This is a genomic window from Piezobacter thermophilus (assembly GCF_055386745.1).
In genome coordinates this window covers 2,171,754-2,194,168 of record NZ_AP042380.1, presented here as the reverse complement: position 1 = coordinate 2,194,168, position 22,415 = coordinate 2,171,754, and the positions used below count along the sequence as shown (strand labels likewise).

The following is a 22,415-nucleotide window of genomic DNA, read 5'->3' as shown; positions in this document are numbered from 1 at the left end:
AGGGGTGCGGGCCGCGCCGTCCTTCGTGGTTGTCTCCGGCCGGGCGGGCCAGTCCGCGGATCAGTCCGCGGTCAGCTCGTCATAGCATTCCAGAGCGCGGGCGGCATACATCATGGCCGGGCCGCCCCCCATCTGGATGCACATGGCCAGCACGCCGGCCACTTCCTCGCGGGAGGCACCGGCCTTCACCAGAGCCTCCACATGCAACGCGATGCACGGTTCGCAGTGCTCTGCCACCGAAATGCCCAGGGCCACCAGTTCCTTGGTCTTGAAGTCCGGCGCATCGCTGCCCTTGACCGCCTTTCCCAAGGCCCCGAAGGCGCGGGTGGTCTCGGGGATGGCCCGGTTGAGATTGCGCAACCGGTTGCGGGTGGCCGAGAGCTTCTCGCGCCAGTTTTCCCGGGCACCAATTTCTTCTTGCATGTTCATCGGCGACTCTCCTGTCCGCTTCGTCCGGTGTTTCCGTTTCGGTCGAAACAGAACAGGCCCCGCCGCCGCCGGCCTTGACTTCGGTCAGGTCCGAACCTGGACAAATCTCTTCCGAAGTCACTCGGAATCTCCCTGCCAACCGTGCGGATGGCATTCCGCCCTCCTCGCCTCTTCCTCTTGCCCAAAATACTCCGGGGAGCGCGAGGGGCAGCGCCCCTCGCCACCGGCCTGCGCCAATTTCTCCGGGCGCCCGAAAGGACGGGATCAGGCGCGGGGGTGCTCGGCAACCAGGGCAAGGTTGTTGGCCGGCATCTCGACCGCTTCGACCAGTTCCAGCCCGGCCTCCTGGATCAGGTCGATGACGTCGAAATCGTCCTTGTAGCCGATCGCCGGATCCTGCGCGACCAGAGAGGCATGAAAGGCACGGTCGCCATCGCTGGTCAGCTCGCCTGCGCGCATGAACGGGCCGTAGATCACCAGCCGCCCGCCGGGGGCCAGTGCCCGGGCGGCCTCGGCGACCAGAACCGCCACCTGCGGCATCGGAATCAGATGCAGAAGATTGGCCAGAAAGACCAGCGCCTGCCCGCCATGCCGCGCCCCCCATCCCGGCGCGGTGGCATCCAGAGGGATCGGGGCCGCGATGTTCTCAAGCCCCGATTCGGCGATATGGGCGGCGATCGAGGCGCGCCGTTCGGGCGCGGGTTCCGTGGGCTGCCAGTGCAGGCCGGGCAGACGGGCGGCAAAGGCCACCACGTGCTGCCCGGTGCCGCTGGCGATTTCCAGCGCCCGCCCCGCAGGCGGCGCCACATGCTCCAGCAGATCGCACAGCGCATCCACGTTGCGCGCCGCCGAGGGGGCGAACAGCTTGTCGCCCCCGCCCGGCAGCGCAAGGCTGTGCGGCTCGGGCCGGCGGCGCCCGTTCATGGCCGGAACCTGTCGGGACGCAGCGCCGCCACCGTGGCCGCGTCAAGCTCGGGCACCGCCCCGGTTACCAGGTCGCACAGTAGCCGCGAGGCCGCGGGCGCCGTCTGGAAGCCATAGCCGCCCTGTCCCGCGCTCCAGACGAAATCCGGGCAGCTGGGGTCGGGGCCCAGCACCAGCGCCCTGTCGGGGGCGAAGCTGCGCAGCCCGGCCCAGCTGGTCTCCACCCGCCTCACCGGCTCGGTCACCATCTCTTCGTAGCGCGCCAGCCCTTCGGCCAGAACCATGTCGTCGGCCCAGGCGTCGTGCGGCTCGACCGGATCGGCATCGGCAGGCGACACCAGCAGCTTGCCGGCATCGGGCTTGGCATACCACGCCTCGCCCGCGCCCATGAGCATCGGCCAGCCGGTCACGTCCATCCCCCCCGGTGCCGGCAGTCGTGCCATCGATCGCCGAAGCGGGGTAATGCCGATGGGGGCCACCCCGGCCATGCGGGCCACCTCGTCGGCCCAGGCGCCGGCGGCGTTCACCAGAAGGCGCGCCTCGAAGATTTCGCCGGCCGCCTCGACCGCCCAGCCGCTGTCCGTGCGGCGGATCCCGCAGACCGCATGGCGGGTCAGGACCTGCCCGCCATTGCGGCGGATCTCGCGGGCGAAATCCTGCAGCATCCGGTCGGTGTCGATATCCCAGGCCGAGGCATGATGGGCGGCAAACGCCACCCTGTCGCGGTTCAGGACCGGAACCATCGCGACCGCCTCGTCAACCGTGATCGGAGCAAGGCCGAGATCGTCCAGGTCGTGGCGGAAGCGGGCCTCGTCCTCTTCGCGCCCGACCAGCAGCAGCCCGCGCGCAGAGAGATAGCCGCCATTGGCGTTGCGGTGATACGCGCCCGAGGCGACGTTCAGCGCCACGGTCGCGGGCAGGCCGTAGCTGGCCTCGTAGAGCGCCGCCGACCGGCCCGAGGCGTGGTAGCCCAGCGCCTCTTCTGCCTCGACCAGCACCACGCTCCCATGCGCCGAAAGCCGCGCCCCCGCCGACAGGCCGGCGATGCCGCCGCCGATCACCAGAAAATCGATCATCCCGCCCTCCGATGCGCCATTCCCGGGTGCCCCCGGATTCGGCGCGAACCTGCCATGATGAAAGGCCGGCGGGAAGGCCTCACCAGGGGTTTTTGGCGTCGCGGTCGAAAGAAATCGAAGGCTGCCGTTCGCGCACCATCATCTCGATCGCATCGGCCAGGTGGCTCTCGCCGATCGCCCGGTCGCCGCGTTCCACCCGCAGCCGGTGGGCGCGGATCAGCACTTCGGCATGGGTGCAGCCGGTGGGCGGGAAGAACTTGTAGCAGGCCAGCTCGATCAGCAGCCCCAGCGGATCCTTGAAATAGATCGAATCCATGAAGCCGCGGTCGCGGACGCCGGAATGGCCGATGCCGCGTTCGTCGAGCCTCTCGACCGCCTGGCCGAACACCGCGCGGGTCACGTTGAAGGCAAGATGGTGAACGCAGCCGGGCTCGGTCGGTGTCCGGCGCCGGTCGGGGGTGCGGCTTTCGTCGGTGAAGACGGTGATCAGCCGCCCGTCGCCCGGATCGAAGTAGAGATGCCCTTCGTCGGGGTTGTCGAGATTGGGTTGTTCGAAAACCAGGGGCATTCCCAGCACGCCCTCCCAGAAATCGATGGAGGTCTGCCGGTCGGCGCCGGTCAGCGTGATGTGGTGTACGCCCTGAACCTGCAGCTTGCGCATGAGATGTCCCCCCTTGCGGGAGAGGATAGGGCGGGGCGGGGCGATTTCCAAATCACGCTTGTGCAACCGGGCGCCCGGACGGAAGACGGCCCCGCCGGTGGGCGGGGCCGTCAGGGCGCGCGGGCGTGCCGCCTATTTCGGAATCTCGCCCTCGATTCCCTCGACGAAGAAGTTCATGCCCGCCAGCGTGCCGTCATCGGCCACTTCGCCCTCTTTCAGCCAGACGCTGCCGTCCTGCTTGTTCAGCGGGCCGGTGAAGGGGTGATAGGCACCGCTGGCGATGGCGTCGCGCAGCGCTTCGGCCTCGGCCTTCACATCGGCCGGCACGGCGCTGGAGATCTCGCCGATCTTGACCATGCCCTTGCCGATTCCGTCCCAGGTGCTCACGCTTTTCCACGTGCCGTCCATCACCGCGCGGGTGCGCTCGACATAGTAGGGACCCCAGTTGTCGATGATCGAGCTGACCCGCGGCAGCGGGGCGTATTCGGCCATGTCCGAGGCCTGCCCGAAGGTGATGACGTTGCCGGCCTTCTGCGCGGCCGCCTGCGGCGCGGTCGAATCGGTGTGCTGGAGCACCACATCCGCCCCCTGCTCGATCAGCGTCTTGGCCGCGTCCGCTTCCTTGGCCGGATCGAACCAGGTGTAGACCCAGACGATCTTGAACTGCACGTCCGGGTTGACCTTCCGGGCGTGGATGTAGGCGCTGTTGATGCCGCGGATCACCTCGGGGATCGGAAAGGAGGCGATATAGCCGATGATGTTGCTCTTGGTCATCCGCCCGGCGATGGTGCCCTGCACCGCGCGGCCCTCGTAGAAGCGCGCCGAATAGACCGACACGTTGGGCGCGGTCTTGTAGCCGGTGGCGTGCTCGAACTTCACCTTGGGGAACTTCCTGGCCACGTTCTGCACCGCGTCCATGTAGCCGAACGAGGTGGCAAAGATCAGGTCGGCGCCGTTGAGCGCCATCTGCGTCATCACCCGCTCGGCATCGGGGCCCTCGGCCACGTTTTCGACATAGACGGTCTCGACCTTGTCGCCGAACGCGGCCTCGACGGCCTTGCGGCCCTGGTCATGCTCGTAGGTCCAGCCGCCATCGCCCACCGGGCCGACATAGATGAAGCCGACCTTGGTCTTTTCGGCCATGGCGGCGGTGCCAAGGCCGATCGCCAGGGCGGCGGTGGCAAGCAGTTTCGTCAGTTTCATGCGGGATCCCCCATGTTGGTTCGGTTTTGCGCCTCTCAGGTCGAGGCATGGAAGTTGCGGCCGAGCGAGGCCGGCGCGCTGCTCTTGTCCGCGGACAGGATCACGAGCACAAGGATCGTGACCAGGTAGGGCGACATTGCCAGATACTCGACCGGTATGGCAACGCCCGCCGCCTGAAGATTGAGCTGCAGCACGGTGATGCCGCCGAAAAGCCAGGCGCCCAGGAGAACCCGCCACGGCTTCCAGCTGGCAAACACCACCAGCGCCAGCGCAATCCAGCCGGCGCCCGCAGTCATGCCCTCGGTCCACTGCGGCACGCGGACGAGGCTGATATAGGCCCCGCCCAGCCCGGCGCAGGCGCCCCCGGCAAGGATTGCCAGCACCCGGATGCGCACCACCTTGTAGCCCAGCGCATGCGCGGCGTCGTGGTTCTCCCCCACCGCCCTGAGGATCAGCCCGGCGCGGGTGTATTTCAGCAATGCCCAGACCCCGGCCACGATCGCGATGCCCAGGTACAGCACCGGATCATGGATGAACAGGATCGGGCCCAGCACCGGTATCTCGCTCAGCACGGGGATGTCGAGCTGGGCAAAGGCGGGTGGCTTGACGCCGACATAGCTCTGCCCCATCAGCGCACTCAGCCCCAGGCCGAACAGCGTCAGGGCCAGCCCCGAGGCAACCTGATTGGCCAGCGCGAACTGCGTGAGCAGGGCGAACAGGAATGACAGCAGCGCCCCGCCCGCCGCCGCCGCCAGAAAGCCCAGCCAGGGCGACCCGGTTTCCACCGCCGTGGCAAAGCCGGCAATCGCGCCGACGATCATCATCCCCTCGACCCCGAGGTTCAGAACCCCGGCCTTCTCCACCACCAGCTCGCCGATGGCGGCCAGCAGGATCGGGGTCGCCGCCACCATCAGCGAGGCGAGCAGAAGAACCGGGTTGATTGCGCTCAGGTCCATCTCAGGCCACCTCTGCCTTGCCAAAACGGATGCGGAAATTGGTCAGGATGTCGAAGGCCAGCAGAAAGAACAGCAGCATCCCCTGGAACACCTGGATCGCCGCCGCCGGCAGGCCCATCTGAGACTGGGCGATGTCGCCGCCGATATAGGTCAGCGCCATCAGCAGCCCTGCCAGCAGGATCCCCACCGGGTGCAGCCGGCCCAGGAACGCCACGATGATCGCGGTAAAGCCGTAGCCGGCGTTGAAGTCGATGCTGATCTGCCCCGAGGGCCCTGAAACCTCGAACAGCCCGGCAAGCCCCGCCAGCGCCCCCGACGCGCCGAGGCAGAACAGCACCAGCCGCGCCGGCCTGACGCCCGCGAACCGCGCCGCCTTCGGCGCCTCGCCGGTCAGGCGGATGTGAAAGCCCAGCATGTGCCGGTTGAGCAGCACATAGGCAAAGATCACTGCAATCAGCGCCGCCACCACGCCCCAGTGCATCCCCGATCCCTCAATCAGGTCGGCATTGTAGGCGCTCGGATACTGCTGCAGGTTGCGGCTGCCCGGAAAACCGTAGCCTTCGGGGTTCTTCAGCAGACCGAGGCTCATCGAGGCCAGAAGCTGCTCGGCCACATAGACCAGCATCAGGGAAACCAGGATCTCGTTGGTGCCGAACTTCACCCGCAGAACCGCCGGGATCATCGCCCAGGCCCAGCCGCCCAGCGCCCCGGCAATCACCATCAGCGGAAAGATGTACCACGCCTCCAGCGGGTAGAAGGCCAGCGCCACCCCGGCGCCGGTGATTGCACCCATGATGTACTGCCCCTCAGCGCCGATGTTCCAGATGCCGGCGCGAAAGCCAAGGCTCAGCCCGATGGCGATCAGCACCAGCGGCGCCCCCTTCACCAGAAGCTGCGGCCGGTAATAGAACGAGAATTCGCCGAACAGCGGCTCCCAGAAGATGGTCTCGATCGCCGCCAGCGGATCCTTGCCCAGCGCCGCGAACAGCACGCCCCCCGCGACCATGGTCGCCAGCACCGCCACCACCGGCGTTGCCATGGCCCAGATGCGCGACGGCTGCGATCGTTTCTCGAGGGCAATCATGCGCCCGCCCCTCCGGTTCTTTTTCTGGCTGGAAATATCCCCGCCGGAGGCATGAAGACTCCCGCCCCGAACCTCTCAGACATGCGCCACCTCCATGCCATGCGCCCCGCCCATCATCAGCCCGATTTCCTCGACCGAAAGTTCGGCCGTGGGCCGCGGCGCGCTCAGTCGCCCCTCGTTCAGCGCCGCGAAACGGTCGGAAATTTCCATCAGTTCGTCCAGGTCCTGGCTGATGCAGACCACTGCCGTTCCCTGCGCCGCCAGATCCAGAAGCGCCTGCCGGATCGCGGCCGCGGCGGCCGCATCCACCCCCCAGGTGGGCTGGTTGACCACCAGAACCACCGGATCCTGCAGCACTTCGCGGCCGATAACGAATTTCTGCAGATTGCCGCCCGACAGCGACCGCGCGGCGTTGTCGGGGCCCGGTGTGCGCACGTCGAAGGCGGCGATGATCCGTTCCGCGAAGTCGCGCGCGGCCTCCCAGCGGATGAAGCCGTTGCGCTCCAGCTTCTCGCGCACCGATCCGGTCAGCAGCGCGTTCTCGGTCAGCGTCATGTCGGGGGCGGCGGCGTGGCCCAGCCGCTCCTCGGGCGCGGCCAGCAGCCCCAGCCGCCGCCGCGCCACCGGCCCCAGATGTCCCACCGGCAGGCCGTTCAGTCGCACCGCGTCCGCATCGGCGAGAATTTCCCCCGACAGCACTGCAAGCAGCTCGTCCTGGCCATTCCCGGCCACGCCGCCGATGCCCAGCACCTCGCCGCGACGGACCGCGAAATGCAGGTTCTTCAGCGCCGTCCCGAAGGCCGAGGGCGAGGGCACCGACAGCCCGGTGACATCGAGCGCCACGGCGCCGAATTCGCGCCGCGGACGGCTGGGCGTCTGCAGGACGCCGCCGACCATCATTTCGGCCATTTCCCGCGCCGTGGTTTCCGAGGGCGTGCATTCGGCCACGTTCCGGCCCTGTCGCAGGATGGTGGCGTGGTCGCACAGGGCGCGGATCTCTTCCAGCTTGTGGCTGATGTAGAGGATCGACCTGCCCTCGCCACGCAGCCGCCTGAGGGTTTCGAACAGGATCTCCACCTCCTGCGGGGTCAGCACGCTGGTGGGCTCGTCCATGATCAGAAGCCGCGGCTGCTGAAGCAGGCAGCGGATGATCTCGACCCGCTGGCGTTCGCCCGCCGACAGGTCCCCCACCACCCGGAACGGGTCAAGCGGCAGCCCGTAGGCTTCGCTGACCTCGCGGATGCGGGCGGCAAGGTCGCGCATGGGGGGCGGATCCTCCATGCCGAGGGCGATGTTCTCGGCCACGCCGAGCGCCTCGAACAGGGAAAAATGCTGGAACACCATGGCGATGCCGTCGGCGCGGGCGGCGCGCGGTTGCGCCGGGGCGAAGGCTTCCCCGCGCAGCAGCATCCGGCCGCTGTCGGGCTTGACCAGACCGTAGATCATCTTCACCAGCGTCGACTTGCCGGCGCCGTTCTCGCCCAGCAGCGCGTGAATCTCGCCCTCCCGGATGTCGAAGCTCACATGATCGTTGGCGACGACTCCGGGATAGGCCTTGGTCAGCCCCTGGATGCTCAGAAGGGGAACGCTCATGCGCGCATGTCCTTTCGCCTGTCCTCCGTCCGCCGGGCTGCCACGCCCAGGATCTGTGCCGCCACCCCTACCGCGATGGCCTGCGGGTGCTTGCCCAGGGAAGGATCCCCCACCGGGCAGGTGATCGCGGCGATCCGCCCCGGGGCGTGGCCCAGCGCGGCCAGCCGCGAACGGAATCGCGCCCACTTCGTAGCCGAGCCGATCAGCCCGGCAAAGCCGAAACCGTGCCCCAGCAGCCGATGGCACAGTTCGAGGTCCAGCGCATGGGACCAGGTCACCACCAGATGCGCCGCCGCGCGGGGCGCGCGCGGCACCAGCTCCGCAGGGCGCGCCGCCGGCACCACCGTCACCTGCGGCGCCACCGGATCGGGGAAGCGCGCAGGGGAGGTGTCGATCCAGGTGATCGCCAGCTCGGGCAGGGGGGCCAGCACCCCCACCAGGGCCCGGCCCACATGCCCCGCGCCCCAGATCCAGACATCCTGCGCCGGGCGCTGCACCGGCTCCACCATCCAGCCCGCCATCAGCTGCGCCCGCGGCGCCTCGCCCCGCGCCCGGGCCCGGGCCAGAAGCCGCCTGACCGGCAGCGGCATGGCGCGGCCTGCCGCCTCGGGGGCGACGGGGCGCGCGACCACCTCGCCCTCCAGCGCCGCCAGTGCCGCCGCGTCCCAGGCTTCGCTCAGCAGCACCACCGAGCCGCCGCAGCACTGGCCCAGATCCGGGCCCAGCGCGTGACGGCTCAGCCCCAGCCGCCCCGCCCGCGCCGCCTGCACCGCCTGCGCCTCCAGCGCGCCGCCGCCGATGGTGCCGTTTTGCCCGCCCTCCCAGACCAGCATCGCCGCGCCCGCCTCGCGCGGGGACGACCCCCGCACCTCGGCCACCACCACCCGCACCACCCGCCCGTGCCGGGCCACCGCGTCCCTCAGTTCGGCCAGGTCAAAGCCCATCGCGCAGCCTCCCGATCGCGGCCAGAAGCTTCTCGGGCGTGGCCGGCGCGTCCAGCGCCGGGTAAGCGCTGCCGAACGAGGCCACCGCATCGCTCAGCGCCAGATGGGCGGAAATGCCCAGCATCAGCGGCGGCTCTCCCACCGCCTTGGAACGATAGATCGTCTCTTCCCGGTTGCGCCCGTCCCACAGGGTCACGTTGAAGACCCGCGGCCGGTCGGAACAGGCCGGGATCTTGTAGGTCGAGGGCGCATGGGTCAGAAGCCGCCCCTTTTCGTCCCAGACCAGCTCCTCGGTGGTCAGCCAGCCCGCCCCCTGCACATAGCCGCCCTCGATCTGGCCGATGTCGATGGCCGGGTTCAAAGAGGCCCCGGCATCATGCAGGATGTCGGCGCGCAGGATCCGGTATTCGCCGCTGCGCCCGTCCACGGCCACCTCGGTTACCGCGCACCCTTGGGCGAAATAGAAGAAGGGCCGCCCCCGCCCGCGCCGCCGATCCCAGGACAGCTTCGGCGTGCGGTAGAAGCCGGTGGCCGACAGGCTCACCCGCCCCTCGTAAGCCATCCGCGCGGCCTCGGCAAAGGCGATCGATTCGCCGCCCACATGCACGCGCCCGCCCTCGAACCGGACCTCCCCGGCCCCGGTCTGGAACCGTTCGGCCAGATGCGTCGCCATGCGCGCGCGGATCGTGTCGCAGGCCGCGGCCACCGCCATGCCGTTGAGGTCGCTGCCCGAGGACGCCGCCGTGGCCGAAGTATTGGGCACCTTGCCGGTATCGGTGGCGGTAATCTTCACGGCCTCGATGCCGATCCCGAAGCGCGCCGCCGCCACCTGCGCCACCTTGCGGAACAACCCCTGTCCCATCTCGGTGCCGCCGTGGTTCAGATGCACCGACCCGTCCTGATAGACATGCACCAGCGCCCCGGCCTGGTTGAGATGGGTCAGCGTGAAGGAAATCCCGAATTTCACCGGCGAGCACGCGATCCCCCGCCGGATCGCGCCCCCGCGCGCGTTCCACGCTGCCACCGCGTCGCGTCGCGCCGCATAATCGCATCGCGCCAGCAGCTCCGCCGTCATCGCGCCCAACTCGAAATCCTCCACGACCATGCCATAGGGCGTGACATTTCCACCGCCCTCGCCCCCCCGGTCCTTTTTCTGGCCGGAAATATCCCGGGGGGAGGCCGCAGGCCGGGGGGCAGAGCCCCCCCGCGGCGCGTCTGCGTAATAGTTCCGTCGCCGCAGCTCGGCGGGGTCCATCCCCAGCGCATGTGCGGCATGATCCATCACCCGCTCGATCCCCAGCACGCCCTGGGGGCCGCCAAAGCCGCGGAACGCGGTGGCGCTTTGCGTGTTGGTGCGCAGCCGATGGCTTTCGATCCGCACCGCCGGCAGAAAATAGGCATTGTCGGCATGAAGCATGGCCCGATCCGCCACCGGCAGCGACAGGTCCTGGGACCAGCCACAGCGCACATGATGCAGAAAGGACACCCCCCGCAGACGGCCCTCGTCATCGAAACCGGCCCGGTAGGTGATGCGGAAATCATGGCGCTTGCCGGTGATGATCATGTCGTCATCGCGGTCATAGCGCATCTTGCAGGGCCGCCCGGTCGCCCGCGCCGCCACCGCCGCCGCCACCGCCAGCGCGTTGCCCTGGCTTTCCTTGCCGCCAAATCCGCCGCCCATGCGGCGCACCTCGACCCGCACCGCGTTCATGGGCAGGCCCAGCGCCTCGGCCACCTTGTGCTGGGCTTCGGTCGGGTGCTGGGTCGAGGCATGCACCACCATGTCGCCGCCCTCCTGCGGCAGCGCCAGCGCGGCCTGGCCCTCGAGGTAGAAATGTTCCTGGCCGCCGATCTCCATCACCCCCTCGATCACATGCGCGGCGGCGGCGATGGCGGCTTCGGCATCGCCCCTTTCCCAGACCAGCGGGCCGTCCTCGAAGCGGCTGTCCGCGGCCAGCGCCTGGTCGATGGTCAGGATCGGGGTTTCCTCGCGGTATTCAATCTTCCCCAGCCGTGCCGCCCGGCGCGCGGCAAGGTGGCTTTCGGCAATCACCAGAAACAGCGGCTGACCGAAATAATGCACCTGCCCGCAGGCCAGCAGCGGTTCGTCGTGGGCCGAGGGCGAAACGTCATTGGCGAAGGGCAGGTCCTGGGCGCTCAGCACCGCCACCACGCCGGGGGCGGCGCGCACCGGGGCAAGATCCATCGACAGGATCCGCCCTCGTGCGATGGAGCTCAGCCCGAAGGCGAGGTGCAGGCAATCGGCGGGCAGGGGGATGTCGTCCACATAGCGCGCCGCTCCGGTCACATGCAGGCGTGCGGAATCATGGGGCAGGGGGCGGGCGACGGTCATGGCTGCACCTCGAGCACCGATTGCGGCCCGGCGGCGGGGTCGTCCGCGGCCAGGCAGCGGTCGAGCATTGCCGCGGCCGCCTCCAGCCGGTAGCGCGCCGAGGCGCGCAGGTCCGAGATCGGCGTGAAGTCCCGGGCCAGGGCTGGCCTGGCGGCGGCGACGGTTTCGGCGTTCCAGGGCTGTCCGCACAGCGCCGCCTCGAGCGCCCGGGCGCGTCTGGGCGTTGCCGCCATGCCGCCAAAGGCGATGCGTGCCTGCGCGACCCGGCCGTTTTCGAGCCGGATGTTGAAGGCGCCGCAGACGGCCGAGATGTCCTGGTCGAAGCGCCTGGACAGCTTGTAGCAGCGCAGCCGGTCGGGCTGGCGCGGAAAGCTGACGGCTTCGACGAATTCGCCCGGGCGCAGATCCTGTTTGCCATAGTCGATGAAGAAGTCTTCCAGCGCGAGCGCGCGGCGTGTGTCGCGATGGCGCAGGTGCAGCGTGGCGCCCAGGGCGATCAGGGCGGGCGGGTTGTCCCCGATGGGAGAGCCGTTGGCGATGTTGCCGCCGATGGTGGCCGAGGCGCGCACCTGCTCGGAGGCGAAGCGGCGGAGCAGTTCGGCATAGGAGGGGTGCATTTCGGTCATGGCCGCGCGGAGGGCGTTCATGTCGGCCATGGCGCCGATGCGGACGGTTTGGGGGGTGATGGTGATGGTCTTCAGCTCGTCGCAGCCGTCGAGGAAGATCACCGGTTCGATCCGTTGCAGTGCCTTGGTCACCCACAGGCCGACATCGGTGGCGCCGGCGATCAGGGTGGCGTCGGGGTGGGTGGCGAAGATCTCGGCCAACTCGTCGGCGTTGTGGGGGCGGAAGGCGGGGGAGGGGGGCTCTGCCCCCCGGGCTGCGCCCTCCCCCCGGAGTATTTCGGGCAAGAGGAAGTTGCGGTCGTCTTCGATCCAGCCGGGCACGGAGCGGCCGGTCGCGGCGCGGGCGGCGCGGATGATCGGGGCGTAGCCTGTGCAGCGGCAGAGATTGCCGGCGAGGATGTCGTCGAAATCGGTGCGTCCGTTCAGGTGGGCGGCGACCAGCGACATGACGATGCCGGGGGTGCAGAAGCCGCATTGCGATCCGTGGTGGTCGATCATGGCCTGCTGGACCGGGTGCAGTTCGCCATGCGGGGCGATGCCTTCGATGGTGCGCAGGGCCTTGCCGTGGAGCTGGGGCACGAACAGGATGCAGGCGTTGACCGCGCGGCTGCCGCGCTGGTCGGTGACCAGCACCGTGCAGGCGCCGCAATCGCCTTCGTTGCAGCCCTCCTTGGTGCCGGTCAGGCGGCGGTCTTCGCGCAGCCAGTCCAGCAGCGTTCGTGTCGGCGGCACGCCGGTGAGGGTCACGCGCTCTCCGTTCAGAAGAAACGTGATGGTCATTTCCGAAACCCGTCGCCTTACCCTGTTGGCCCGGATGCGGCCCCCTTCGATGCGACGTAGAAAGGGGCGCGGGCATATGTCGTTGCCGGCAAGGTTAGGGAGGCTCGGTGCGGTCTGGCAAGGAAAACCGGGCGCCTGCAGTCGGCGCGGGGGTGGTCGGTTGTGCCGGGAGTGGGGGAAAAGGCGCGGATTTCATTGGAATTTTCCGCTTCGGGGGCGGAGAGGTGAAGGACTTTCAGGAAAATTCGTAAAATTCCGCGCCATTTTCAGGATATAGCGGCCTTGCGGACGGCATTTCCTTCCGTGTGCGGCCGCGCTAGCCTGCGGCCATGAGCAGCCCCCCCCGATTCATCCATCTTCGCGTGCACACGGAATATTCCCTTCTGGAAGGGGCCGTGCGGCTCAAGACGTTGCCCGATCTGTGCAGCCGCCATGACATGCCGGCGGTGGCGGTCACCGATACCAATGCCATGTTCTCGGCGCTGGAGTTTTCGGTGACGCTGAGCGGCGCGGGCGTTCAGCCGATCATCGGCTGCCAGCTGGATCTGGCCTTTCAGCCGGTCCGCCCCGGCGAGGCGGCGCCCGATCCCGCCCCGGTGGTTCTTCTGGCCCAGTCCGAGGCGGGCTATGGCAACCTGATGAAGCTGAGCACCTGTCTTTACGTCGGCAAGGGCGGGCAGCGGCCACAGGTGACGCTGGAAGAGCTGGAGGCCCGCTCGGAGGGCTTGATCTGCCTGACCGGCGGGCCGGAGGGGCCGGTGGGGCGGCTGTTGCAGGCCGGGCAGCGGTCGGCGGCCGAGGGGCTGGTGCAGCGGCTGGCGCGGGCTTTCGAGGGGCGGCTTTACATCGAGCTGCAGCGCCATCCGGGCGAGGGCGGTCTGCCGCGGGCCGAGCGACTGACCGAGCGGGGTCTTGTGGAGATCGCCTATGGCATGGATCTGCCGCTGGTGGCCACCAATGACGTGTATTTCCCCGGCCCCGACATGTATGAGGCCCATGACGCGCTGATCTGCATTGCCGAGGGCGCCTATGTGGACCAGCAGGAGCCGCGCCGGCGCCTGACCCCGCAGCATTACTTCAAGTCGCAGCAGGAGATGGCGACGCTGTTCGCCGATCTGCCCGAGGCGGTCGAGAATACCGTCGAGATCGCCCGCCGCTGTGCCTTCATGGCGCAGCGCCGCAAGCCGATCCTGCCGCGCTTTGCCGATGACGAGGTGGAGGAGCTGCGCCGGCAGGCGCAGGCGGGGCTGGAGGCGCGGCTGGCGGTCATCCCCCATGCCGCGCCGGTCGCGGATTATCACAAGCGGCTGGATTACGAGCTGGGCATCATCGAGCAGATGGGCTTTCCCGGCTACTTCCTGATCGTGGCCGATTTCATCAAGTGGGCCAAGGGGCGGGGTATCCCGGTGGGGCCGGGACGGGGCTCGGGCGCGGGGTCGCTGGTCGCTTATGCGTTGACGATTACCGATCTGGACCCGCTGCGCTACAACCTTCTGTTCGAACGCTTCCTCAACCCCGAGCGGGTCTCGATGCCCGATTTCGACATCGACTTCTGCATGGATCGCCGCGAGGAGGTGATCGAATACGTGCAGGAGAAATACGGCCGCGACAGGGTGGCGCAGATCATCACCTTCGGCGCGCTGCTGTCCAAGGCGGCGGTGCGCGATGTGGGCCGGGTGCTGCAGATGCCCTATGGCCAGGTGGACCGGCTGTCGAAGATGATCCCCGTCGAGGGGGTCAAGCCGGTCAGCATCGAGAAGGCGCTGCAGGAAGAGCCCCGCCTGCGCGAGGCCGCCCGCGCCGAGGAGGTGGTGGAGCGGCTGCTGACATATGGCCGGCAGCTCGAGGGGCTGTTGCGCAATGCCTCGACCCATGCCGCGGGGGTGGTGATCGGCGACCGGCCGCTGGACGAGCTGGTGCCGCTCTACCAGGATCCGCGCTCGGACATGCCGGCCACGCAGTTCAACATGAAATGGGTGGAACAGGCGGGGCTGGTGAAGTTCGACTTTCTCGGGCTCAAGACGCTTACCGTGATCCAGAACGCGGTGGACCTGATCCGGGCCTCGGGGCGGCATCTGCACATCGCCGCCGACGGCAGGCAGCTCTACGACCCGCCCGAGGGCGCCGTGGACGAGATCAACGCCATTCCGCTGGATGACGCGGCGACCTACCGCCTTTACGCCTCGGCCCGCACGGTGGCGGTGTTCCAGGTGGAAAGCTCGGGCATGATGGATGCGCTCAAGCGCATGAAACCCACCTGCATCGAGGACATCGTGGCGCTGGTGGCGCTCTACCGGCCCGGCCCGATGGAGAACATCCCCACCTATTGCGAGGTCAAGAACGGGCTGCGGGAACGCGAAAGCATCCATCCGCTGATCGACCACATCCTGGAGGAAACCCAGGGCATCATCGTCTATCAGGAGCAGGTGATGCAGATCGCCCAGGTGATGGCGGGCTACAGCCTCGGCGGCGCCGACCTGCTGCGCCGGGCCATGGGCAAGAAGATCAAGGAGGCGATGGACGCCGAGCGCCCGAAATTCGTCGAGGGCGCCAAGAAGAACGGGGTGGATCAGAAGAAAGCCGAAGAGGTCTTCGCCCTGCTGGAGAAATTCGCCAATTACGGCTTCAACAAGTCGCACGCGGCCGCCTATGCCGTGGTCAGTTACCAGACCGCGTGGCTCAAGGCCAATCACCCGGTCGAGTTCATGGCCGGGGTGATGAACTGCGACATCCACCTGACCGACAAGCTGGCGGTCTATTTCGAGGAGGTGCGCAAGGGGCTTGCCCTGCCTTGGGTGCCGCCCTGCGTGAACCGCTCGGAGGCGACCTTCACGGTGGCGGACGGGGCGCTGGTCTATGCGCTGGGCGCGCTCAAGAACGTGGGTGTCGAGGCGATGCGGCTGGTGACCGAGGCCCGGCGCGAAGGAGGGGCAGAGCGGCCCTTCGTCAACCTGTTCGATTTCGCCCGCCGGGTGGATCTGCGGCGGATCGGCCGGCGCCCGCTGGAGATGCTGGCACGTGCGGGGGCCTTCGACCAGCTGGACCGGAACCGGCGGCGGGTGCTGGAAAGCCTCGACGCGCTGGTGGCCTGGTCGGCGGCGGTTCACGACCAGAAGGCCAGCGCGCAGGTGTCGCTGTTCGGCGAGGCCGGGGACGACCTGCCCGAGCCGCGCCTGGCCGACGTGCCCGACTGGCTGCCGGCCGAACGGCTGAGCGAGGAGTTCAAGGCGGTCGGATTCTACCTCTCCGGTCATCCGCTGGACGACTACATGACGGCGCTGAAGCGGCGCGGGGCGCTGAGCCTGGACGAGGTGACGCAAAGGGCGCGCAGCGGGCCGCTGGTGGCCCGGATGGCCGGTGTGGTGGCCGGCCGGCAGGAGCGCAAGTCGGCCCGCGGAAACCGCTTTGCCTTCGTGCAGATGTCGGATCCGACCGGGGCGTTCGAGGTCACCCTGTTCTCCGAGGCGCTGGAGGCGGCGCGCGATCATCTCGAGGCCGGCGCCAGCGTGGTGGTGACGGTCGAGGCGACGATGGAGGCCGATCAGCTCAAGCTGCTGGGGCGGTCGGTGGCGCCGATCGACACGGTGGTGGCGCAGGCGGGCGTGGCGGGACTGCGGGTCCATGTCCGCGATGCGGGGGCGGTGGACGTGGTCGGGAGGGTGCTCGAGGATGCACTCAGGCTGTCGCGGGGCGCGGCGAAGGGGCCGGTGGTCCTGTGCCTGACGGGTCCCGGCCTGCCCGGCGAGGTCGAGGTGGATCTGGGCCGGGATTTCGCCATCAGCCCCCAGATCAGGGGCGCCCTGGCCAGTCTCGACGGCGTGGATCTGGTCGAGGAGCTGTAGCCCCCCGGTCAGCCACCGCGAAAGGCCAGCACCGCCAGACCCAGCGCCAGCACCGCCGAGATCAGCCCCAGCGTGCCGAGAATCGCCATGCGCCGGGGCGGCGGCGGGGTGCCTGCGCGGCGCGCGGCGATCACCGACAGGTTCATCAGGGCCGAGCAGATCGTGAGGACGACGACGAAGGCGATCTTGGTGCCGAACAGCGGCGGCAGATCGGCCCAGCCGCCATGCAGCCGATGGACCAGCGCCGGCCCGGTCAGCCACAGCACCACCAGCCCTGCCGTCGCCGCCAGCCCGATGGCGCGCCCGGCACCGGCCAGAGCCGGGCGGGCGCCGGCCTCGCTCCGGGCGGCCTTGCGCGCGATGACGAGATTGGCAAGGCCGCCGCCGATCCCGACGCTGAAACCCAGATAATGCAGAATGATCAGCAGCTGTGTCATGGGCGCATCCTTTCGGATACGGGCCCGGCCGTCCAGCCGGAAATGGCTGGCGGGCGGCAGGGGATAAGGGACGGGCCTGCGGGAGGGGCTGCGGGAGGGGGCGGAGCGGGGGTGCCCGCTGCCCGGCCGGGGTTGCCGCTCGGCCGCTCGGTCGCTCAGCCGCGCCGGCGCCCGCGGCGTCCGCGCCGTTCGGTCTGCGCCGCATCCTTTCCGGTCCCGTCCGAGGCCGAGGAGAAGGGTCCGATCGCGGCGACGATCTGCTCCAGCGTCGGGCGCTCGCCGCGGGGGCGGCTGTCGAGGGCCTCGCGCATGTGCCGCAGGTGCTCGGGCGTGGTGCCGCAGCAGCCGCCGACGATCTTCGCCCCGGCATCGCGGGCCAGGACCGCGTATTCGGCCATCAGCTCGGGGGTGCCGTCGTAATGGATGTGCCCGTCCTCGTATTTCGGGATGCCGGCATTGCCCTTCGAGATGATCGGCCGTTCGGTCCCCTGGGCGACGAAGCCCAGCACCGTGCGCAGGATATCGGAGGCGCCGGTGCCGCAATTGGCGCCGAAGGCCAGTGGCGGGTTGGGCAGGCTGTCCACCAGCTGCACCATGTCGGCCGAGGTCACCCCCATCATGGTCCGCCCGGCGGTGTCGAAGCTCATGGTGCCGCACCAGTCCATGCCGGCAAGCGCGAAGGCCTCGGCCGCGGCGCGGAATTCCTCGGGGGCCGAGATGGTCTCGAGCCACAGCACGTCCACGCCCCCTTCCTTCAGCGCCTCGGCCTGTTCGTGGAACATCTCCACCGCCAGGGCGTGGGTCAGCGTGCCCACCGGTTCCAGGATCTCGCCCGTGGGCCCGACCGAGCCGGCGACCACCACCCTGCGCCCGGCGGTATCGGCCACGTCACGGGCCAGCTCGGCGGCGGCGCGGTTGAGCTCGCGCACCCGCCGGTGGGCGTCGTGCAGCTTCAGCCGCGAGGCGTTGCCGCCGAAGCTGTTGGTCAGGAACAGGTCGCTGCCGGCCTCGACCGCGCCGCGGTAGAGCGCGGTGATCTTCGCCGGCTGTGCGGTGTTCCACAATTCGGGCGCATCGCCCGATTGCAGCCCCATGTTGAAAAGGTTGGTCCCGGTGGCGCCGTCGGCCAGCAGGGTGTCGAGGCTGTTCATGAGCTCGGAAAGGGCGTTGGTCATGGCGATCGCTCCGAATCGGCAAGCGGGGCGGCAGCCGCCCCGGATGTGTGAGCGCCCCGTCTGTCACGGACGGGGCGCGCAGGCAAATTCAAATCGTTCAAGATGAACATGAGCCCCGCGCCGGGGCCGGTGTCAGTCGTCCGAGGCGACCTCCTGCATGATCTGTTCCCTGGCGATGGGCAGGTATTCGGCCAGCTTGGCGCGGATCTCGTCGGCACTGGCCTTGCCGGCCAGGTCGGCGGCGACCTTGCGCACCACGTCTTCCGATCCGGCTTCTTCGAAATCGGCGATCACGACGGTCTTTGCATAGGCTTCGGCGTCTTCGCCGGTCTTGCCCATCAGCTCGGCCGCCCACAGGCCGAGCAGCTTGTTGGCGCGTGCCTGCGCCTTGAACTGCATTTCCTCGTCATGGGCGAACTTGGCCTCGAAAGCGTTTTCGCGGTCGTCGAAAGTGGTCATGGAAGGGGCCTCTTTGATCGGAATGGTCCTCGCGTCAGATATGACCCCGCGATGTGCGAACCGCAAGGGGGGCGAGAGGCGGCCGGCGGCGATATCCTCTGCCCGCCACCCGGGCGGCCGCCCGGTGCGGCCGGTGGCGCCCGGTGCAGGGCGCGCTTGCTTGCGGCAGCGGGGTCGTTGCACTATGAGGGCGGCAACGGCCGGGACTCGCACCCGGCGCGAAGCCGCGAAAGGACCGCCATGGCGCGCCGCAAGAAGATCTACGAAGGCAAGGCGAAGATCCTGTACGAGGGCCCCGAGCCGGGCACGCTCGTGCAGTATTTCAAGGATGATGCCACCGCCTTCAACGCCGAGAAGACGGCCACCATCGAAGGCAAGGGCGTTCTCAACAACCGCCTGAGCGAATTCTTCATGACCGGGCTGAACCAGATCGGCGTGCCCACCCACTTCATCCGCCGCCTGAACATGCGCGAGCAGCTGGTGCGCGCCTGCGAGATCATCCCGCTGGAAGTGATCGTGCGCAACTATGCCGCGGGCTCGATTTCCGAACGCCTCGGGATCGAGGAGGGCACGCAGCTGCCGCGGCCGATCGTGGAATACTGCTACAAGGACGATTCGCTGGGCGATCCGCTGGTGACCGAGGAACATATCGCTGCCTTCGGCTGGGCCAGCCAGCAGGACATGGACGACATCGTGAGCCTGGCGATCCGGGTCAACGACTTCCTGTCCGGGGTGATGCTGGCGGTGGGCATCCGGCTGATCGATTTCAAGATCGAGATCGGGCGGGTCTATGACGGTGATTTCATGCGGCTGATCGTGGCCGACGAGATCAGCCCCGACAGTTGCCGGCTGTGGGACATCGCCACCGGCCAGAAGCTGGACAAGGATGTGTTCCGCCGCGACCTGGGCAGCCTGACGGATGCCTATTCCGAGGTGGCCCGCCGGCTGGGCGTGTTGCCCAAGACGCCGCTTTCGAAGCCGACGCTGATCAACTGAAGCCGCGCTCCGGCCGCCCGGGGCCGGGGTTCGGGCATGTATCGACCAGAATGAAGCGGCAGCTTGCCGCCTTGCCATCAGGAGAAGAGACGGAAATGAAGGCACGGGTGCATGTGATGCTCAGGCGCGGGGTTCTCGACCCGCAGGGCGAGGCGATCCGCCATGCGCTGGGGGCGATGGGCTTTCAGGGAGTCGAGGGCGTGCGTCAGGGCAAGGTGATCGAGCTGGATCTTGCCGATGGCGTCACCGAGGCGGAAGTGACCGAGATGTGCGAGAAACTGCTCGCCAACACGGTGATCGAATCCTATTCCATCGAGATGGGCTGAGGCGGCGACCCCGCCGGGCCCGTTCCGGGACAGCGCCGCGAAACAGGAGAGACGGATCATGCGTGCCGCCGTTGTCGTTTTCCCCGGTTCGAACTGTGACCGCGATCTTGCCGTGGCCTTCGAGAGCAAGGGCTTCGAAGTCGTCATGGTCTGGCACAAGGAGACCGCCCTGCCCGGGGGGGTGGACATCGTCGGCGTGCCGGGCGGGTTTTCCTATGGCGATTACCTGCGCTGCGGCGCCATCGCCGCGCAATCGCCGATCTGCAGGGCGATCGTCGATCATGCCGGGTGCGGCGGCTATGTCATCGGCATCTGCAACGGCTTCCAGGTGCTGACCGAAACCGGCATCCTGCCCGGTGCGTTGTTGCGCAATGCCGGGTTGAAATACATCTGTCGCACCGTCGGGCTGCGGGTGGAAACCGCTGACAGCGCCTTTACCGCCGGCTACGAGAAGGGACAGCGGATCGACATCCCCATCGCCCATCACGACGGCAACTATTACGCCGATGCCGAGACGCTGGCGCGGCTGCGCGGCGAGGACCGGATCGCCTTCACCTATACCGACAACCCCAACGGGTCGGTGGCCGACATTGCCGGCATCCTGTCCGCCGACCGCCGGGTGCTGGGAATGATGCCGCATCCCGAGCGCGCGGCCGATCCGGGCCATGGCGGAACCGACGGATTGGCGCTCTTCCGCGCATTGGCGGGGGTGCTGGCCCCGGCCTGACTTGAGCCCGGCTCCGCCCGGGCGTAGCTTGGGGGCATGAATGAGCCCCGGGCCAAATCGCGATCGCTGCCGGCGGTCTGGACGCGCAACGAGGCGTTCGGCTGGCCGACGCGGATCGGGCTGCTGATCTTCGTCGCCGTCGCCGTCGCCACGGTCTGGGTCACCAACAACCTCCTGACCGATCGCTTCACCGCCGCCACCCGCAACCGTGCCGAGCTGCGGCTTGCGCTTTACGGGGCCAACCTGCTGAGCGAACTGCAGCGCAATTCGATCGTGCCGCAGCTTCTGGCGCGCGACCCCACGCTGATCGCGGCGCTGCAATCCAAGGATTTCAGCCAGTCCACCCAGCGGCTCATCTCGTTCGACGAAGAGATCGGGGCGGCGGCGCTGATCCTGCTGGACCAGGACGGCAGGGTGGTGGCCGCGACCGACCGCAACCGGCTGGGAGAGCTGCATCGCGGCGAGGCCCAGTTCGTCGATGCGGTGCGCTCCACCGCCACGATCTTTTCGGTCACCGAGCGTGAATCGGGCGGCTACCAGTTCAGCTATTCGCGCCGCATCGGGGACGGGGCCGGCATTCTCGGGGTGATCGTGGCCGAGGTCGATCTGCAGAAGTTCGAGCGCGCCTGGGCCGGGGTGTCGGATGCGGTTCTGGTCACGGACAGCGAGGGAACGATCATCCTGGCGACCGAGCCGCGCTGGCGGGGGCTGAGCGAGGAGGAGGCGCTCGAGCGCCAGCCGCCCGCCTCGGCCATCGAACGCGCGATTCGGGTGACCGAGGACTGGACCGCCCTGCCGCCGGACGCCTATGTGATGGGCGAGGCGGTGATGCGCGCGGAAAACCGCATCCCGTTCCGTGGCTGGCGGATGGTGTCCTTCACCACCTATGCCTCGATCCGCGAGCGGGTGAACGCGGTGCTGGCCTTGGAAATCATGGGATTTGCCCTGATTCTGGCGCTTGCCTTCTATGCGCTCAACCGCCGCACCGCGCTGCGGCTGCTGCTGTTCCAGCGCGAATCGGCGAAGCTGCGCGAACTCAACCAGCGCCTTCAGCGCGAAATCGCCGAGCGCGAGCGGGTCCAGGAAAACCTCGCCGTGGCCGAACAGACGCTGGCGCAGAGCTCCAAGCTGGCGGCGCTGGGCGAGATGTCGGCGGCGGTCAGCCACGAGCTCAACCAGCCGCTGGCGGCGATGAAGACCTATCTGGCCGGGGCGCGGCTGCTTCTGCGGCGCAACCGGCCCGACGAGGCGCAGGCCGCCTTCGGCCGCATCGACGATCTGATCGAGCGGATGGGCGCGATCACCCGGCAGCTGAAATCCTATGCCCGCAAGGGCGGAGACGAGTTCGAGCCGGTCAACCTCGTGGACGCGCTCAATTCGTCGCTGGCGATCATGCAGCCGCAGCTGCGCCAGCGGAAGGTGCGGATCACCCGCATCCTGCCCGAGGGGCCGGTGATGGTCATGGGCGACCGGGTGCGGATCGAACAGGTGATGATCAACCTCTTGCGCAATGCGCTGGACGCCACCAAGTCGGTGGACGACCCGGAAGTGGAGATCATCCTTGCCGCCGGAGAGACGGCGACGCTGACCGTGCGCGACAATGGCGAGGGGATCGAGGATCTCAATTCGCTGTTCGAGCCCTTCTACACCACCAAGCAGCCGGGCGACGGCGTCGGGCTGGGGCTGGCGATTTCCTCGGGGATCGTCAGCGACCTGGGCGGCCGGCTGACCGCGCGCAACGGGCAGAATGGCGGGGCGGTGTTCGAGATGCAGCTGCCGATCCTCGACGAGGGAACCGAGGCGGCCGAATAGGAAGAAGAAGGA

19 protein-coding genes are annotated in these 22,415 nt (G+C 68.5%); 5 read left to right on the top strand and 14 right to left on the bottom strand.

The features are described from left to right. Positions 1-60 precede the first annotated feature (60 nt). The 11 genes from ACZ5CM_RS10605 to xdhA all read right to left on the bottom strand — a co-directional run bounded on the left by ACZ5CM_RS10605 (position 61) and on the right by xdhA (position 12,629). Positions 61-429 carry a carboxymuconolactone decarboxylase family protein gene (locus tag ACZ5CM_RS10605; protein ID WP_464638504.1) on the bottom strand — a complete coding sequence of 123 codons (369 nt, stop codon included), beginning with the start codon at positions 427-429 and terminating at the stop codon, positions 61-63. A 264-nt stretch (positions 430-693) separates the two neighbouring features. Next, entirely contained in the window at positions 694-1,353 is a 660-nt protein-coding gene (locus ACZ5CM_RS10600; RefSeq protein ID WP_464638502.1) for a DUF938 domain-containing protein, read from the bottom strand. Next, complete coding sequence (locus ACZ5CM_RS10595; protein ID WP_464638499.1) at positions 1,350-2,429, bottom strand: NAD(P)/FAD-dependent oxidoreductase; 1,080 nt, start codon at positions 2,427-2,429, stop codon at positions 1,350-1,352. The genes ACZ5CM_RS10600 and ACZ5CM_RS10595 overlap by 4 nt, the downstream gene beginning before the upstream one ends. 79 nt (positions 2,430-2,508) lie before the next feature. Continuing rightward, complete coding sequence (locus ACZ5CM_RS10590; RefSeq protein WP_464638497.1) at positions 2,509-3,090, bottom strand: VOC family protein; 582 nt, start codon at positions 3,088-3,090, stop codon at positions 2,509-2,511. Between the two features lie 132 nt (positions 3,091-3,222). Then, the gene (locus tag ACZ5CM_RS10585) at positions 3,223-4,293 is read right to left on the bottom strand and encodes a BMP family ABC transporter substrate-binding protein (RefSeq protein WP_464638494.1); all 1,071 of its coding nucleotides are present in this window, start codon (positions 4,291-4,293) and stop codon (positions 3,223-3,225) included. A gap of 35 nt (positions 4,294-4,328) precedes the next feature. After that, a complete protein-coding gene (locus tag ACZ5CM_RS10580) occupies positions 4,329-5,249 on the bottom strand; it encodes an ABC transporter permease (RefSeq protein ID WP_464638491.1) in 921 nt (306 codons plus the stop codon). 1 nt (position 5,250) lies between these two features. Next, entirely contained in the window at positions 5,251-6,333 is a 1,083-nt protein-coding gene (locus ACZ5CM_RS10575; RefSeq protein ID WP_464638488.1) for an ABC transporter permease, read from the bottom strand. A 75-nt stretch (positions 6,334-6,408) separates the two neighbouring features. Next, positions 6,409-7,926 carry an ABC transporter ATP-binding protein gene (locus ACZ5CM_RS10570; RefSeq protein WP_464638485.1) on the bottom strand — a complete coding sequence of 506 codons (1,518 nt, stop codon included), beginning with the start codon at positions 7,924-7,926 and terminating at the stop codon, positions 6,409-6,411. Further along, the gene (xdhC, locus tag ACZ5CM_RS10565; RefSeq protein ID WP_464638482.1) at positions 7,923-8,870 is read right to left on the bottom strand and encodes a xanthine dehydrogenase accessory protein XdhC; all 948 of its coding nucleotides are present in this window, start codon (positions 8,868-8,870) and stop codon (positions 7,923-7,925) included. The genes ACZ5CM_RS10570 and xdhC overlap by 4 nt, the downstream gene beginning before the upstream one ends. Beyond that, positions 8,860-11,223: a xanthine dehydrogenase molybdopterin binding subunit gene (gene xdhB / locus ACZ5CM_RS10560; protein WP_464638478.1), complete on the bottom strand. Its 2,364-nt coding sequence runs from the start codon at positions 11,221-11,223 to the stop codon at positions 8,860-8,862. The genes xdhC and xdhB overlap by 11 nt, the downstream gene beginning before the upstream one ends. Next, positions 11,220-12,629: a xanthine dehydrogenase small subunit gene (xdhA, locus tag ACZ5CM_RS10555; protein WP_464638475.1), complete on the bottom strand. Its 1,410-nt coding sequence runs from the start codon at positions 12,627-12,629 to the stop codon at positions 11,220-11,222. Before xdhA ends, xdhB begins: the two co-directional genes overlap by 4 nt. 329 nt (positions 12,630-12,958) lie before the next feature. Here xdhA and dnaE point away from each other — a divergent pair, with 329 nt between their 5' ends. Continuing rightward, positions 12,959-16,471: a DNA polymerase III subunit alpha gene (dnaE, locus tag ACZ5CM_RS10550; RefSeq protein WP_464638473.1), complete on the top strand. Its 3,513-nt coding sequence runs from the start codon at positions 12,959-12,961 to the stop codon at positions 16,469-16,471. Positions 16,472-16,479: 8 nt separating this feature from the next. Here dnaE and ACZ5CM_RS10545 read toward each other — a convergent pair whose 3' ends face one another. The 3 genes from ACZ5CM_RS10545 to ACZ5CM_RS10535 all read right to left on the bottom strand — a co-directional run bounded on the left by ACZ5CM_RS10545 (position 16,480) and on the right by ACZ5CM_RS10535 (position 18,542). Further along, on the bottom strand, positions 16,480-16,908 hold the full coding sequence (locus tag ACZ5CM_RS10545) for a hypothetical protein (protein ID WP_464638470.1): 429 nt from the start codon (positions 16,906-16,908) through the stop codon (positions 16,480-16,482). A gap of 155 nt (positions 16,909-17,063) precedes the next feature. Further along, a complete protein-coding gene (gene bmt, locus ACZ5CM_RS10540; RefSeq protein ID WP_464638467.1) occupies positions 17,064-18,083 on the bottom strand; it encodes a betaine--homocysteine S-methyltransferase in 1,020 nt (339 codons plus the stop codon). A 132-nt stretch (positions 18,084-18,215) separates the two neighbouring features. Then, a complete protein-coding gene (locus tag ACZ5CM_RS10535; RefSeq protein WP_464638465.1) occupies positions 18,216-18,542 on the bottom strand; it encodes a DUF1476 domain-containing protein in 327 nt (108 codons plus the stop codon). Between the two features lie 240 nt (positions 18,543-18,782). Here ACZ5CM_RS10535 and purC point away from each other — a divergent pair, with 240 nt between their 5' ends. The 4 genes from purC (at position 18,783) to ACZ5CM_RS10515 (ending at position 22,403) form a co-directional block, all read left to right on the top strand. After that, entirely contained in the window at positions 18,783-19,538 is a 756-nt protein-coding gene (gene purC, locus ACZ5CM_RS10530; RefSeq protein ID WP_464638462.1) for a phosphoribosylaminoimidazolesuccinocarboxamide synthase, read from the top strand. Between the two features lie 95 nt (positions 19,539-19,633). Further along, positions 19,634-19,864 (top strand): phosphoribosylformylglycinamidine synthase subunit PurS, encoded by a 231-nt coding sequence (gene purS / locus ACZ5CM_RS10525; RefSeq protein ID WP_464638460.1) that lies wholly within the window; start codon positions 19,634-19,636, stop codon positions 19,862-19,864. Positions 19,865-19,922: 58 nt separating this feature from the next. Continuing rightward, the gene (gene purQ / locus ACZ5CM_RS10520) at positions 19,923-20,591 is read left to right on the top strand and encodes a phosphoribosylformylglycinamidine synthase subunit PurQ (RefSeq protein WP_464638457.1); all 669 of its coding nucleotides are present in this window, start codon (positions 19,923-19,925) and stop codon (positions 20,589-20,591) included. Between the two features lie 36 nt (positions 20,592-20,627). Then, positions 20,628-22,403 carry a sensor histidine kinase gene (locus ACZ5CM_RS10515; RefSeq protein WP_464638455.1) on the top strand — a complete coding sequence of 592 codons (1,776 nt, stop codon included), beginning with the start codon at positions 20,628-20,630 and terminating at the stop codon, positions 22,401-22,403. Positions 22,404-22,415: the final 12 nt, after the last annotated feature.